The following is a 13,624-nucleotide window of genomic DNA, read 5'->3' as shown; positions in this document are numbered from 1 at the left end:
CCACGCGCTCGATCCAGGATGTAGTGGCCTCGCGGGCGCGGGATGCCACTACATCCAGGATCGAGCACGATCTTGGTGGCGCGGGCAGGCCCGCAGCCCGCAGCCCGCGGCCCGCAGCTCGCAGCTCCGCGCTCCCTCGGGACGTCGGTGGGCAGCGGGTCGACAACTCGCGACAGTCTTGTGTGTCGCGATGTATCGCGTTAGTGTCTTCTCGTTGGGCGCGCCGTCGGCGCGTCGTCGAGGGGAGGACGCCATGGCCGGTTGGACGGTCGAGAGCCCGCAGCGGCTCACCATGGACGGTCCGGTCATCCGGCTGGACGTTCAACTCGTCAGTGGACGGCTCAACGTGGTCGCCACCGACGGCCCGACCCGGATCGACGTCACCCAGGTCGGTCGCCGGCCGGTCCTGATCGACCACTCCGACGGCCGGCTCAGCATCCGGCAGGAGCGCGGACGGGGCTGGTCGGACGTCATGCGATGGTTCCGGATGATCCACCGCTATCCGCGGGTGGACGTCTCCGTCGCCGTGCCGGCCGACGTCCTCGCCGATCTGGGCCTGGTCGCGGGCTCGCTGGTCGCCTCCGGCCTGCGCCGGCAGACCACGGTCCACGTCGTCGCCGGCCAGATCACCCTCATGGGCCTGCGCGGCAACACCTCCGCGAAGATCACCTCCGGGCCGGTGGAGGCACTCGGGGTCCGCGGCGACCTCGCCCTGGAGACCGTCTCCGGCGAGGTGATCCTCGCCGACAGCGCCGCCGAGCGGGTGCAGGCGCAGACCGTCTCCGGCGCCATCACCTGCGACCTGGACAACCCCCGGCGCAGCGAGATCCGGCTCAGCACCATCTCCGGCAGCATCACCGTCCGGGTCCGCGAGGACAGCGACCTCGCCGTCCGACTGAACACCGCGTCCGGCCGGATCACCAGTGGGTTCCCGCAGGTGCGCGGTTCGCGGTTCCCGACGCCGAGCAGTGAGGGGGTGCTCGGCGCCGGTGAAGGTAAGCTCTGGGCCTCCGCGACGTCGGGAAGCATCGCCCTGCTGGCCCGAGCAGTCGACGACGATTCCGAGGAGCTGCCGTGACCGCCGTGTTCAGCCACGGGCGGCTCCGGCTCTACCTGCTCAAGCTCCTCGACGACGGGCCCAAGCACGGCTACGAGCTGATCCGCCTGCTGGAGGACCGGTTCCTCGGGCTCTACGCGCCCAGCGCCGGCACCATCTACCCCCGGCTGCAACGGCTGGAGGCCGAGGGACTGGTCAGCCACACCGCGGCCGGCGGCCGCAAGACGTACGACATCACCGACGCCGGCCGTGCCGAGCTGCGGCAGCGGGCCGACGAGTTGGCCGCGCTGGAGGCGGACATCGCCGCCTCGGTGGCGGACCTGTCGACCCTGGCCGGCGAGATCCGCAGCGAGGTACGCGGTTCGGTCCGCGACCTCAAGCGGGAGCTGACCGAGGCGACCCGGCAGACCCGGCGTACCCGGTGGGAGGCACCCCCGCCGCCCCGGCCGACGCCGGCCGACGGGCTGCGTGCCACTCTGCTCGACGACTTCGACCAGCGGCTGGTCGCGTTCACCGCCGAGGTCGGCCGGCTGGCGCGGTCCCGGCAGTTCAGCGACACCCAGCTGCGTACGGCGATCCGGCTGCTCGACGGAGCCCTGGACGGGTTGCGCCGACTGCTGCGCTGACGCGCCCGAGGCCGGTCGACGACTCACAGGTTTTTTGCAGGAAGCGTCCAGCGCCGGCGCAGTGAGGTCACCGATGATGGGCACATGCCCGCTACCCAGACCGAGGCGCGACTTCTCGTCGTCGAGGACGACCCCAACATCCTCGAACTCCTCTCCGCGAGCCTGCGCTTCGCGGGCTTCGACGTGGCCACCGCGACCAGCGGCAGCGCGGCCCTGAACGCCGCCAAGGACCACCGGCCCGACCTGGTCGTGCTCGACGTGATGCTGCCGGACCTGGACGGCTTCGAGGTCATCCGGATGCTCCGCGAGGGCGGTACGCGTACCCCGGTGGTCTTTCTGACCGCCCGGGACGCCACCGACGACAAGATCCGCGGGCTGACCCTGGGTGGCGACGACTACGTCACCAAGCCGTTCAGCCTGGAGGAGCTGACCGCCCGGATCCGCGCCGTGCTGCGCCGCACCACCACCGGCGAGCAGGCTCCCTCCCGGCTCACGTTCGCGGACCTGGAGCTGGACGAGGAGACCCACGAGGTGCACCGGGCCGGGCAGCGGGTGCAGCTCTCGCCGACCGAGTTCAAGCTGCTGCGCTACCTGATGCTCAACGCCAACCGGGTGCTGTCCAAGGCGCAGATCCTCGATCACGTCTGGAACTACGACTTCCGGGGCGACGACAACATCGTCGAGTCCTACATCTCGTACCTGCGGCGCAAGGTCGACACCACCCAACCCCGCCTGATCCACACTCTCCGCGGCGTCGGGTACGTCCTGCGCAAGCCGGCGGCGTGAACGCTGTCCAGCAGGCGAAGGGGCGGGTGCGCAGCGTTCCGCTGCGGGTCAAGCTGGTCACCTCGGTGCTGGCGCTGGTCGCCGTCGCGTTGCTGGTGATCAGCTCGCTGACCGCGTACTTCCTCCGCAACTACCTGGAGGGCCAGGTCGACGGGCAGGTCCGGTCGACCGCCCAGGGCCTCGGTCAGCTGCTCCCGAAGCTGCGCAGCCTTGAGGTCGGCGCGATACTGCCCAGCGACTACGTCGTCATCGTGGCCGACGAACAGCAGGTCTACGCGCCCAAGTACGACGGGCGCAGCTTCGACCCCGGCCAACTGCCCGCGTTCCCCACCACTCGCGCGGGTTTCGAGGCTGCGGAGGGTGAGCCGCAAACCGTCCGGTCCCACGACGGCTACACCCGCTGGCGGGTGTACTACGCCCCCCAGCCGGATGGCTCGGTGCTGGCCGTTGGGCAGCCGCTGACCGATGTGGACCGGGCGGTGAAGCAGCTCGTCTGGATAGACCTCCTGGTCGGCGGCGCGGTGCTGATCATGTTGGCCTCGGTGGGCGCGGCGATCGTCCGGACCAGCCTCAAGCCCCTCGTCGAAATCGAACAGACCGCCGCCGCGATCGCCGGCGGCGACCTGACCCGCCGGGTGCCCGACCCCGAGGAGGGTCAGGAACACCCCACCTCGGAGCTGGGCCGGCTGTCGCGCGCGCTGAACGCGATGCTCACCCAGATCGAGGCGGCGTTCACGGCCCGAGCCGCCTCGGAGACCTCGGCGCGCTGGGCGGAGAGCGCCGCCCGGGATGCCGCGGCCGCCGCTCAGGCGTCCGAGGCGCGGGCCATCCGGTCGGAGGAGCGGATGCGGCAGTTCGTCGCGGACGCGTCGCACGAGCTGCGGACCCCGCTGACCACCATCCGCGGTTTCGCGGAGCTGTACCGCCAGGGTGCCGCGCGGGCCCCGGAGGAGACCGCCGGCCTGCTGCGCCGCATCGAGGACGAGGCGGCCCGGATGGGGCTGCTGGTGGAGGATCTGCTGCTGCTCGCCCGGCTGGACCGGGAACGGCCGCTCTCCCTGGCGCCGGTGGAGCTGCCGGTGCTCGCCTCCGACGCGGTGCACGCCGCCCGGGCGATGGCCCCGGACCGGCGGATCGACCTGGAGATCGAGCCCGGATCGGGACCGCTCCTGGTCTCCGCCGACGACGCGCGGCTGCGTCAGGTCATCGGCAATCTGGTGACCAACGCGCTCACCCACACCCCGCCGGACGCCGAGATCCGCCTGCGGCTCCGCGAGGAGAAGGGCAACCTCGCCGTGGTGGAGGTGGCCGACACCGGTCCGGGCCTCTCGCCGGACCAGGCGGAACGGGTCTTCGAACGGTTCTACCGGGCCGACGCGGCGCGTACCCGGCGGGCCGACGGCAACACCGGCACCGGGCTCGGCCTGGCCATCGTGGCGGCCCTGGTGGCCGCCCACCACGGCACCGTCGAGGTGGCCGAGACGCCCGGCGGCGGGGCCACCTTCCGGGTCCGGCTGCCCCTGCTGTCACCGGTCGAGGAGGCCGGCGAGTGACTTTCAGCCAACTTCCAGGGCGGTTCCAGCTTGATCGCAGTGCCGGGGGAGAAGGTAGTGACATGACCGAGTTCGAGTCCGACCCGCAGCGCCGGCCGGCCCCCACCGACGCCGAGCCGTCGCACCCCACCGCCGAGCTGCCGCGCGACGAGCGCGGGCAGTCCGACTCCCCGACCACTCCCGTTCCGGTTATCTCGACCACGGGTGACGCGCCGACCACCGCCGCCACCCCGGCCGTCCCCGCCGGCACCGCCGCGCCGACCACGGCGTACGCCGGCCAGCCGGCCTCCGGACAGCAGCCGACCGGGTACGAGCCGCCGACCGCCACTCCCTCCGCCCCGCCGTACCCGGTCTCCGGCCACCCGGCGCCCGGCCAGCACGGCTACCCGCAGCCGACGGCCGGCCGGTATCCCGGTGCCCCCTGGTACGCGGGCCAGCAGCAGTCCGGCTGGGCCGGCGGGGGCCAGCCGGGCGTGGCCTACCCGCACCAGCAGCACGCGCAGCTGCCGGGGCAGCCGATGCCGCCGTGGGGCCCGCAGGTCGCGCCGCCCGGCAGCGGCCCCCGGCCGGGCCGCATCGCCAAGTTCGCCGGCGCCGGTGTCGCCGTGTTCGCCCTGATGCTCGGCTCCGGCGTGGCCGGCGGAGCGCTCGCACTCGCACTCGACGGGGACGGCGGCGGTGTCACCCGCACCTACTCGGCCGCCCCGGTGATCAACAGCGCGGACCTGCCGAAGATCGCCGCGGCCGTGCAGGACAGCGTCGTCTCGATCACCACCGACAGCGGTGAGGGCTCCGGGGTGGTGCTCAGCGCCGACGGGTACGTGCTCACCAACAACCACGTGGTGGCCTCCGCCGCCGGCGACACCGTCCGGGTGGTCTTCGCCGACGGCACGAGCGCCGAAGCGAAGATCATCGGTACCGACCCGAAGACCGACCTGGCCGTGGTCAAGGCCAACGGCGTGAGCAACCTCAAGCCGGCCAAGTTCGGTGACAGCGACGCCATGCAGGTCGGCGACCAGGTGCTCGCCCTGGGCAGCCCGCTCGGCCTGCAGGGTTCGGTGACCTCGGGCATCCTGAGCGCCCGGGACCGCACCATCCGGGCCGGCGAGGGTCAGCCGCAGGACCCGAGCCAGCAGAGCCAGGCCGTCAGCTCGATCTCCGGCCTGCTGCAGACCGACGCGCCGATCAACCCCGGCAACTCCGGCGGCGCGCTGGTCAACACCCGGGGCGAGGTAATCGGCGTGAACACCGCCATCGCCACCTCCGGGCAGAGCACCGGCAACATCGGTGTCGGGTTCGCCATCCCCAGCAACAAGGCCAAGGACGTCGCGGGCAAGCTCCAGCGCGGCGAGAAGGTCAGCCACCCGTCGCTCGGGGTGGGCGTCAACCAGGCCGAGGGCGGTGGCGCGCTCGTCGCGTCGGTCACCGCGGGCAGCGCCGCCGAGAAGGCCGGCCTGCAGCGGGGCGACGTCGTCACCAAGTTCGGCGACAAGACGATCAACGACTCGGACGATCTGGTCGGCGCGGTGCAGGCCGGCAAGGTCGGCGACAGGGTCGAGGTGCAGTACAAGCGCAACGGTGTCGAGAAGACGGCAACCGTGACGCTCGCCGAGACGTCCTAACCAACAACTGAACCTGCCTCCTCCCTCCGGCGGCGGGTGGCGGGGCCGAGGGGGTCGGCTCCGTCACCCGCCGCGCTTTTCCCTTCGACGGCGGTTCACCCGGATCGGGTGAACCGCCGTCACCCGTACACCCGGCAGGTTCGGTGCACGAGGCGAGACGGAGGTGGAGGCCGGTGGATGTCCGTGACGACCAGCGGATCCAGCGCGACGTCCTGGCCGAACTGGCGTGGGACGCGCGGCTGCGACCGAACGAGATCGGCGTGACCGCCGACCAGGGGGTGGTCACCCTGACCGGGTTCGTGGACAGCACCGCCCGCGGCTGGGCGGCGACCCGCTGCGCGCAGCGCGTGCGCGGGGTGCGGGCGGTGGCCGACGAGATCGAGGTGCGGCTGACGAGCACTCCGGGACGTACCGACGCCGAGATCGCCATCGCCGCGTCCCGCGCGCTGGAGTGGGACAGCTTCGTCCCCGCCGAACGGCTGGACGTGACCGTGGCCAACGGCTGGCTGATGCTGCGCGGTGAGGTCGAGTTCGGCTGGCAGCGCCGCGCCGCCGAGGGCGAGGTGCGTCGGTTGGCCGGGGTGCGGGGGATCACCAACCTGATCGAGGTACGCCCACCGCAGCCGCCCGCCGGCGAGCGGCTGCGCCACGACGTCGAGCGCGCGCTGCTGCGCACGATCGGCGCGGACCGGGTGACCGTGGAGGTGGACGGCGACACGCTGGTCCTCGCCGGAGTGGTCCGGTCGTGGTGGGAACGCGACCAGGTCGAGCGGGTGGCCTGGTCCGCCCCGGGGGTGCGGGTGGTCCACGACCAGCTCCTGGTCGGCGGGTGAGCGTCCGTCTTGTCCGGTTTACCGGAGACGCCACGGGGAAACCGCCGCGGACCACGCCGACCGGCGACACCGGACCGGGGATCAACGGGGAGGACTCGTGGCCGTGACCCACCCGCCTGCCGACCGCTCGGGCGAGCGGTCGTTGCGCATCGCGATGGTGGTCCCGCCCTGGTTGTCCGTACCGCCCCCCGGCTACGGCGGGCTGGAGCAGGTGGTCGCCGCGCTGGTGGACGCGTTGACCGGGCACGGGCACGCGGTGACCCTGTTCGGCGCCGGCGGCGAGCACGGCACCGCCGCCGCCGGTTTCGTCTCCACCGTTCCCGAGGTCCAGTACGAGCGGCTCGGCGAGTCGCTGCCGGAGCTCGCCCACCTGGCCCGGGTGAACCGGCTGATCACCGCGGCCGACTTCGACGTGATCCACGACCACACCACGATCGGTCCGCTGGTCGCCGGCCGCCGGGCCGTCCCGACGGTGGCGACCGTGCACGGCAACCCGGTGGGGGAGTACGGCGACGTGCTCGGCGACGCCGACCAGGAGGTGGCCCTGGTGGCCATCTCGCATGCCCAGCGCCGGTTGAACCCCGGCCTGCCCTGGGCCGGCACGGTGCACAACGCGCTGGACATCCGTGGCTTCCCGCGCAAGACCGAGCCCGGTGCCGGGCCGGTGTTGTGGCTGGCGCGGTTCAGCCCGGACAAGGGCCCGGACGTCGCCATCCGGGCGTGCCGGGAGGCCGGGCTGCCGCTGCTGCTGGCCGGCAAGTGCAACGAGCCCGCCGAACGCCGCTACTACGAGCAGGTCGTCGCGCCGCTGGTCGACGACGACGTGACCGTCGTGCTCAACGCCGACCGCGCCGAGACCCTGCGGATGCTGGTCGACGCCCGCTGTCTGATCATGCCGATCCAGTGGGAGGAGCCGTTCGGCATGGTGATGCTGGAGGCTATGGCGACCGGTACCCCGGTGGTCGCCCTCGACCGGGGTGCCGTGCCGGAGCTGGTCCGGCCCGGGGTGACCGGGCTGGTGTGCGACCGTCCGGACGACCTTTCGGCGGCCCTGGTGGCGGCGCAGCGGCTCGACCCGGAGGACTGCGTGGCGCACGTCGCGGAGAACTTCTCGGTCGAGCGGATGGCCTACGGCTACGAGGAGGTCTACCGGCGCTTCGCCGCGAGCCGGTACGCGATCCGCGCACCGGCCCGGGTGCCGGCCCGCTGACCCACCCGGGTGCCGGCCGCCGGGTCAGACCTGCGCCGCACCCAGTTCGGCGATGGCGGCGTCCAGGCGCTGCGCGTACGCCGGACTGATGCCGCCCTCACCGAGGCGGACCGCGACCTTCTCGCGCAGCCGGGCCACCGGCGGTGCCAGCTCGTCCCGGCCGGAACCGACCGCCGCGGTCAGGTTGCGCAGCTCGTTGCGCAGGTCCAGGCCCACGTCGGAACGGATCTCGCCGGCGTTTAGCCCGTCGCCGATCAGCCGGTCGACGCGGTTCGCGGCCTCGACCAGGGTGCCCGGGTCCGAGCTGGGCGAGCCGGCACTCGACCGCGCCGACGGCGACGGGGTCGGGAGCCGGGGTGCCTCGGTGACCGGCGGGTCGAACGACGGGGGTGCCACCGGGCCGGTCGACGGCTGCGTCCGGGGTGCCGGCCGCTCGTCGGGCAGCAGGGCCACCCCGGCCAGCGCCACGCCGACCGCGAGGACCGCCGGAACCAGCAGCAGCGCGACCCTTCGACGTGACCGTCCGGCCGCCACCTCGGACGGCGCGTCCGCCGTCGTCGGCTCGGTGACCGGCTCAGGTGGCAGGGCCAGGGTGGACACCGGGACCGCGGTGGTCGAGGGCTCGGCCGGCAGCAGTTGGTCGCGCAGGGCGGTGGCGACCTGCCGGGCCGTCGGCCGGTCGGTCGGATCCCGGGAGAGGCTGCGCAGGCAGATCCGGGCCACCGCCGGCGGCAGCTCCGGAAGGTCGGCCAGGGTCGGCGGCGGGCCGCCGGCCAGCGCGGCGCTGAGCTGCTCCCAGGTGTCCGCCGGGTACGGAACCCGGCCGGTGAGCGCCTCGTGCAGCAGTACGCCCAGCGAGTACACGTCGCTGGCCGGCTGGGCTGGGGCGCCGTCGAGCCGTTCCGGGGCCACGTACGCGGGGGTGCCGAAGGTGCCGCCGTCCTCGTCCTCGTCCGGCGCGCCGATCCGGGTGGCGATGCCGAAGTCGAGCACCTTGACACCCATCGCGGTCATCATCACGTTGGCCGGGGTGATGTCACGGTGCACGATGCCGAGCCGGTGTGCGGCGGCCAGCGCGTCGGCGATCTGCGCGCCCACCTGGACCGCCTCGGTCCACGGCAGAGGCCCCTCGGTGAGCCGCAGCTCCAGCTCCTCGCCGCTGAGCAGTTCCATCACCACGAACGAGGTGATCGAGCCGTCCGGGTCGACCGTCTCGCCGTAGTCGTGCACCGAGGTGACGTGCGGGTGCACCAACTGCGCGGCGGCGCGGGCCTCCTCGCGCACCATGTCCCGGAAGCGGGCGTCGGCGGCCAGCGACGGTGCGAGCACCTTGAGCGCGACGACCCGGTCGAGGACCTCGTCGCGGGCACGCCAGATGACCGACATTCCGCCGGCGCCAACCTGGTCGACAAGCCGGTACCTGCGGGCCAGTAACCGGCCCGGGTGCAGCGCTGCCTTCACGGATCGCACCTGCCTCGGGGTGGGGGCCGTATCAGGTTGCGCGAATGTGTCCAGCCTGTCAACGGCGTCACCGCCCGCCGTCGACCGGCGGCGTCCGCGCTGCGCCGAACGCCGGGTGGCAGCGTCCCGCCGCCCGGCGGCGGGCCCGTGCCAGGATGAGAGGCATGGCGGGGGGACCGGTGGCGTTCGTACTCGGCGGCGGGGGAGTTCTCGGCGCGGTCGAGGTGGGCATGTTGCGCGCCCTGTTCCGCGCCGGCATCCAACCCGACCTGGTGCTCGGCACCTCCATCGGTGCGGTCAACGGCGCGCTGGTCGCCGCCGACCCGTCGGAGGCGGTGACCGACCGGCTGGTCCGGCTGTGGGCGTCGCCGGAGGCCAGCGAGGTGTACGGCGACTCCGTCGCCCGGCAGTTGCGCCGCTTCGCCGCCCGCACCCACCTGCACTCGCCCCGACCTCTGCGCCGGCTGCTCGAATCGGAGCTGGGCGTGGACACCACGTTCGCCGACCTGCGGGTGCCGTTCCGCTGCTGCGCCGCGCACATCGAGCGGGCCGCCGAGCACTGGTTCGACAGCGGGCCGGTGGTGCCGGCCGTGCTGGCCTCGGCCTCGGTGCCGGGCCTGCTGCCACCCATGGAGATCAACGGTGCGCACTACGTGGACGGTGGCATCGTCAACTCCATCCCCATCGGCGAGGCGGTGGCCGCCGGCGCCGGCCGGATCTTCGTCCTCCAGGTGGGCCGGATCGAACGCGAGCTGACCCCGCCCCGACGGCCGTGGGAGATCGCCCAGGTCGCGTTCGAGATCTCCCGCCGGCACCGCTTCTTCCGGGAGATGGCCGCGCTGCCCGAGGGGGTGGAGGTGCACGTCCTGCCGACCGGTGGGCTGAATCCGCGTGACGACACCCCGTGGGCGTACCGGGACATGGCGGCCGTGGGTCGGCGGATCAGTCGGGCCTACACCGCCTCCCGCCGCTACCTCGCGACCCACGTGGAACGCTGATGCCGCTGCCCCCCAGGTGGCTACGCCGGTTGTTGATCGCCCCCGCCGTGGTGCTGCTCGCGTTCCTCGTCGTCACCACGCTGCCGGTCTGGGCGCTGCTCGCCGCGGCTGCCTCCCCACTGGTCCCGGGCCGGCTCCGCCCGCTGCGGCTGCTCTGGATCGGCTGCGTCTACCTGGTGTGGGACGCTGGCGCGCTGCTCGCGCTGTTCCTGCTCTGGGTGGCCTCCGGGTTCGGCTGGCGGACCCGGTCGCCGGCCTTCCAACGCGCGCACTACGTGCTGGCCGGCTGGTTCCTGCGGGTGCTGTTCTGGCAGGCCCGCTGGACGCTGCGGCTGCGCATCGACGTGGTCGGCACGGACCCGGACACCGCGTTGCCCGGCCGGCCCGAGCTGGTGCTCTGCCGGCACGCCGGGCCGGGTGACTCGTTCATCCTGATCCACGGGCTGGTCAACTGGTTCCACCGGGAACCGCGGATCGTGCTCAAGGACAGCCTCCAGTGGGATCCGGCGATCGACGTGCTGCTCAACCGGCTGCCCAACCGGTTCATCGCGCCGACACCGGAGCGGGGTGAGGAGACCGTACGCCAGGTCGGGCACCTGGCCGACGGCCTGGACGACAACGACGCCTTCGTGATCTTCCCGGAGGGCGGCAACTTCACCCCCAAACGGCGGCTGCGTGCCATCGCCCGGCTGCGCTCCCTCGGCCTGGAGCGGATGGCGCAGCGCGCCGAGCGGATGCGTCACGTGCTCGCCCCGCAGCCCGGCGGGATGCTCGCCGCGCTCGACGCCGCCCCGGACGCCGGGGTCATCTTCGTCGCGCACACCGGCCTGGACCGGATGCTCACCGTCGCCGATGTCTGGCGGGAACTGCCCATGGACAAGCTGATCGTGATGCGGTTCTGGTCGGTGCCGCCGGAGGAGGTGCCGACCGGGCGACAGCAGCGCATCGACTGGCTCTATGACTGGTGGGCGCAGATTGACACCTGGATCGCGGCCAATCGGGACGCCGCCGCGTAGGGTGCGCTCGTGGACCAGATCTGCGTGGTGACGACGGTGGTGGATGCGCGTTCGGTTGCCGACGTGCTGGCGGCCGCGGCCGTCGCCGGGCGGCTCGCCGCCTGCGCCCAGGTCGGCGGGCAGGTGGACAGCACCTACTGGTGGCGCTCCGGTGTGGAGACCAGCACCGAGTGGTCGGTGCAGTTCAAGACCGCACCGGACCGGCTCACCGCGTTGGTCGACCAGATCCGGGTCAGCCATCCGTACGAGGTACCGGAAATCCTGGTGTCCAGGGTGGACAGCGGTGACCCCGGCTACGTCACCTGGGTACACGAGCACACCCGACCGTGAGTACGCGCACTCTGGGCGGCACCCGGGACGGGTTCCGATGATGTGCGGGTGGATGACACCCGCTATCCCTGCCCCGCCTGCGGCGCCCCGGCTGACCTGAACGCCGGCTGCGCCGGGTGCCGCCGCCCACCCGACCCGGTCGCCGCCGAGGTGGTCCGGCTGGGTCGGGAGGTCGCTCAGCTCGAGCCGCAGGTGGAGCAGGCCCGCCGGACGTACACCGAGCTGGCCGGGCGGCTGGCGGCCACGTCGCGGCGGCGGGCGGAGCTGGCGGCGCTCGTCCGTGCCGCGGTGGCGGTGCCCGTTGCGGGGCCGGCGCCGGTGCCCGCTCCGGCGACTCCGGCGGCTCCGGGGGTTGCGGAGACTCCGGCGGCTCCAGGGGTGGCGGAGGCGTCGACCCGGACGATCCAGGGTCTGCTCTTCGTCCTCGGTGGACTCCTGCTGGGCACCGCGGCGGTGGTGTTCACGGCGGTCGCCTGGGCGTCGGTCGGGGTCGGTGGACGGGCGCTGATCCTGGCGGCGTTCACCGCGCTTGCACTGGCCGTGCCGCTGCTGGCGGTCCGCCGGGGGTTGCGTGGCACGGCGGAGACGTTCGCCGCGGTGGGGCTGCTGCTGGTGGTGCTCGACGGGTACGCGGCCTGGTCGGTGAACCTGGCCGGAGTCGCCGGCTGGCCGGGCACCCGGTACGCCGCGCTGGTCGGGGGTGTCAGCGCGGCGGTCGCCGTGGCGTACGGCCGGTCCAGTGGACTGACCGGGCCGTGGTTCGCCGCGTTGCTGGGCGCGCAGCCGGTGCTGCCGCTGCTCGCCGCCAACGCGCGGCCGGACGCCGACAGCTGGGCGCTGGTCCTGCTCGGGGTGGCGCTGCTGGATCTGGCCGTGTTGGCGGCGCTGCGCGGCCGACCGGGGACGGCGCTGCTCGTCGGTCGGGTGGTGGCCGGCGCCGGGCACGTCGCGGCGCTCGTGGGTGCCGCTGGCTGCGCCGTCGTGTCGTTGCTGCTCGGCCGCGCCGCGGGCACACCGCTGCTGGCCGGGGTGCCGCTGCTGCTGGTCGTCCTGACCGCGCTCGCCGCGGCCCGGCTGGTCGGCGGCGCGACGCTGCGGACGGTGGCCGCCGGGCTGCTGGTGCCGGTGCTGGCTCTCGCGCTGCTGCGTCCGGTGGTCGAGCTGCGGCCGGCGCTGCTGCTGCTCGCGACGGCGGTGGTGGCCGTCGGCCTGGCCGCCGCGGTGCGCCTGCTGCCGGCGTCACCCGGATTGCGGGGGGCCGAGCCGAAGCGAGCCGAGCCGGCGGGGGCCGGGTCGAGCGCGGCCGGATCGGGCGTGGCCGGGTCGAGCGTGGTCGGTGCCCGCGACTGGCGGATCGGCCCGCGAGTGGGGGCGCTGCTGGTCGCCGCTGGTACGGCGCAGATCGCGGCGCTGATCACCGGTGTCCTGGCGGTCGCCGCCGCCAGCCGGTCGCTGCCACCGTGGGGCGGGGCAGACGCGGGTCCGGACCTGGACTGGGGCTGGCAGCTGGCACCCGCCGTGGCGCTGGCGCTCGGCGCGACGGCGCTGCTGGTGCCTCGGCGGGCGTGGGAGGTGCTCGCCACGGCCGGCGCGGTGGCGGTGCTGCTCGCGGTGCCGGCCGGCTGGACCGCGTCCTGGTCGGCCGTGCTGGCCGTGGACCTGGTCGGCGGGGCCGCGCTGCTGCTCGCCGTGCTGGCCCGCCCGGCGACCCGACCCGCCGTGCTGTCCACCCGCGCGCTGGGCGGCGCCGTCCTGCTCGGGCACGGACTGCTGGTGGCCCTGGCCGATCCGGTGGGTGCTCTCGTGGCGCTCGGCGTCATCGCCGTGGCCGGTCTGGCGCTCGCCGCGCGGCAGGCCGCCGGCCCGTACCGGCGGGTGGCCGGCGGGGGGCTTCTCGTCGCGCAGCTCGCACTGCCCGGGATCGCCGCGGTGGCGTCGTTCGCGGCGGGCGCGCCGCCCTGGTGGCAGGTCCGGCTCGCGCTGGCCGCCGCCGGGCTGCCGCTGGTCGCGGTCCTCGCGGCGCGTCGTCACCGGATCGGGCTGACCGGGTACGCGGTGACCGGCGGGGTGGCCGCGGTGACCGTACCCGGGCTCGCGCCCCTGGTCGCGGCGGGCGACGAGCCCCTCGCGCT

General features: G+C 74.0%; 11 protein-coding genes and 1 pseudogene. 11 read left to right on the top strand and 1 reads right to left on the bottom strand.

Annotated elements, in window-relative coordinates; translation table 11 throughout:
* Positions 1–253: 253 nt before the first annotated feature.
* The 7 genes from F8271_RS24685 to F8271_RS24655 all read left to right on the top strand — a co-directional run bounded on the left by F8271_RS24685 (position 254) and on the right by F8271_RS24655 (position 7,687).
* Positions 254–1,078, top strand: a complete 825-nt coding sequence (locus tag F8271_RS24685; protein ID WP_151492214.1) for a DUF4097 family beta strand repeat-containing protein — start codon at positions 254–256, stop codon at positions 1,076–1,078.
* A complete protein-coding gene (locus F8271_RS24680) occupies positions 1,075–1,683 on the top strand; it encodes a PadR family transcriptional regulator (RefSeq protein WP_151492213.1) in 609 nt (202 codons plus the stop codon). Before F8271_RS24685 ends, F8271_RS24680 begins: the two co-directional genes overlap by 4 nt.
* 84 nt (positions 1,684–1,767) lie before the next feature.
* Positions 1,768–2,469: a response regulator transcription factor gene (locus tag F8271_RS24675; protein WP_030336721.1), complete on the top strand. Its 702-nt coding sequence runs from the start codon at positions 1,768–1,770 to the stop codon at positions 2,467–2,469.
* Positions 2,466–4,022 carry a cell wall metabolism sensor histidine kinase WalK gene (locus F8271_RS24670; RefSeq protein WP_151492212.1) on the top strand — a complete coding sequence of 519 codons (1,557 nt, stop codon included), beginning with the start codon at positions 2,466–2,468 and terminating at the stop codon, positions 4,020–4,022. Before F8271_RS24675 ends, F8271_RS24670 begins: the two co-directional genes overlap by 4 nt.
* Before the next feature lie 62 nt (positions 4,023–4,084).
* On the top strand, positions 4,085–5,644 hold the full coding sequence (locus F8271_RS24665; protein WP_151492211.1) for a S1C family serine protease: 1,560 nt from the start codon (positions 4,085–4,087) through the stop codon (positions 5,642–5,644).
* Positions 5,645–5,817: 173 nt separating this feature from the next.
* Entirely contained in the window at positions 5,818–6,477 is a 660-nt protein-coding gene (locus tag F8271_RS24660; protein WP_151492210.1) for a BON domain-containing protein, read from the top strand.
* 154 nt (positions 6,478–6,631) lie between these two features.
* Positions 6,632–7,687 (top strand): glycosyltransferase family 4 protein, encoded by a 1,056-nt coding sequence (locus F8271_RS24655; RefSeq protein ID WP_151492215.1) that lies wholly within the window; start codon positions 6,632–6,634, stop codon positions 7,685–7,687.
* A 24-nt stretch (positions 7,688–7,711) separates the two neighbouring features.
* Here the strand turns inward: F8271_RS24655 and F8271_RS24650 are convergent, their stop codons facing one another.
* On the bottom strand, positions 7,712–9,148 hold the full coding sequence (locus F8271_RS24650) for a serine/threonine-protein kinase (protein WP_151492209.1): 1,437 nt from the start codon (positions 9,146–9,148) through the stop codon (positions 7,712–7,714).
* Positions 9,149–9,312: 164 nt separating this feature from the next.
* Between F8271_RS24650 and F8271_RS24645 the strand changes: the two genes are divergently transcribed.
* The 4 genes and pseudogenes from F8271_RS24645 to F8271_RS24630 all read left to right on the top strand — a co-directional run.
* Positions 9,313–10,146 carry a patatin-like phospholipase family protein gene (locus tag F8271_RS24645; protein WP_151492208.1) on the top strand — a complete coding sequence of 278 codons (834 nt, stop codon included), beginning with the start codon at positions 9,313–9,315 and terminating at the stop codon, positions 10,144–10,146.
* Positions 10,146–11,162 carry a 1-acyl-sn-glycerol-3-phosphate acyltransferase gene (locus F8271_RS24640; protein ID WP_151492207.1) on the top strand — a complete coding sequence of 339 codons (1,017 nt, stop codon included), beginning with the start codon at positions 10,146–10,148 and terminating at the stop codon, positions 11,160–11,162. The genes F8271_RS24645 and F8271_RS24640 overlap by 1 nt, the downstream gene beginning before the upstream one ends.
* A gap of 9 nt (positions 11,163–11,171) precedes the next feature.
* Positions 11,172–11,492, top strand: coding sequence for a divalent-cation tolerance protein CutA (cutA, locus tag F8271_RS24635; protein WP_151492206.1), 321 nt, complete (start codon positions 11,172–11,174; stop codon positions 11,490–11,492).
* A gap of 48 nt (positions 11,493–11,540) precedes the next feature.
* A pseudogene (locus tag F8271_RS24630) lies at positions 11,541–13,624 on the top strand (hypothetical protein); the annotation flags it as partial.

It is taken from the genome of Micromonospora sp. ALFpr18c, from assembly GCF_008868155.1.
Taxonomy (GTDB): domain Bacteria; phylum Actinomycetota; class Actinomycetes; order Mycobacteriales; family Micromonosporaceae; genus Micromonospora.
Note: the sequence above shows the minus strand (reverse complement) of the source record. Positions and strands in the feature narration are given on the sequence as shown.